Origin of the sequence: Photorhabdus akhurstii (assembly GCF_018448925.1) — a bacterium.
Lineage (GTDB): Bacteria > Pseudomonadota > Gammaproteobacteria > Enterobacterales > Enterobacteriaceae > Photorhabdus > Photorhabdus akhurstii.
The window spans coordinates 1-1,105 of the sequence record NZ_RCWE01000089.1 but is presented as its reverse complement, the minus strand read 5'-3'; the positions used below and the strand labels follow the sequence as shown (position 1 = coordinate 1,105).

General features: G+C 50.5%; 1 protein-coding gene. It reads left to right on the top strand.

Annotated features, from left to right (window positions below; genetic code table 11):
- Nucleotides 1-1,105, top strand: a 1,105-nt coding sequence (locus tag EAE93_RS23845; protein WP_214040721.1) for an amino acid adenylation domain-containing protein, incomplete at both ends; no start/stop codon positions are given.

The following is a 1,105-nucleotide window of genomic DNA, read 5'->3' as shown; positions in this document are numbered from 1 at the left end:
ATCAGTATTCTGGCGGCACTGAAAGCCGGGGGCGCTTATGTCCCCATTTCCCCTGAATATCCATTAGAGCGGGTTCGGTTTATTTTGGACGATACCCAATCCCCCTGCGTCGTCACTCAGCAAAAGTATCTGGCAACGCTGGCGACAGATACGCAAACAGGCGCAGGACAACCGGTACTGATAGCAACGGATGACCCGACAATCACCGCAGACCAGCTCGTAAACAATCCGGCATCGGTAAACAAACCCTCAGATTTGGCTTATATCATTTATACCTCAGGCACTACCGGCCAGCCGAAAGGGGTCATGATTGAGCACAAAAATGTGGCGCATCTGGTGGCGGCACAGGCAGCGCTTTTTCATGCGACAAAGAGAAAAAAAGCCTTAATGTTTGCTGCTTATGTCTTTGACGCCTCAGTTTCCGAGTTATTCCTCAGCCTGCTTCATGGTCATACCATTTACCTTTGCAGCGAAACCGAACGTAACATCCCCGCCGTTGAAAAGCTTATCCAGCGGGAAAATATTGAAATGGCCACCTTACCCCCGGCCATACTGAAATTATTAACTGGGGCTCAGTTGCCTTCCCTGCAATTATTAGTCACCGCCGGAGAGTCACCTTCTCCAGATTTTCTTGACTATTTCAGCCAATACAACAGCATACTGAATGCTTACGGCCCGACAGAAGTGACCGTTTGTGCGACAGGAAAGCAGTATCAACAGGGGGATATTGCAACAAACATTGGTAAAGCGATTAATAACGTCCGCCTTTACGTTCTTGATAATCAGGGCAATCTGTCTCCTGTCGGCGCACCGGGAGAACTCTATATTGGCGGTGCCGGGCTGGCGCGGGGATATTTGAACCAACCGGAACTGACGGCCGCATGTTTTGTAGCGAATCCCTTTGCCACCGCAGAAGACAAGGCACTCGGTTACACCCGCCTGTACAGAACTGGCGATTTAGTCCGCTGGCAGCCGGATGGCAATCTGGAATATCTGGGCCGCAATGATTTTCAGGTCAAAATCCGTGGCTACCGCGTTGAATTGGGTGAAATAGAAATTGCCCTGACTGCCCACCCACAGGTAAAACAGGCAGTGGTGATTGACC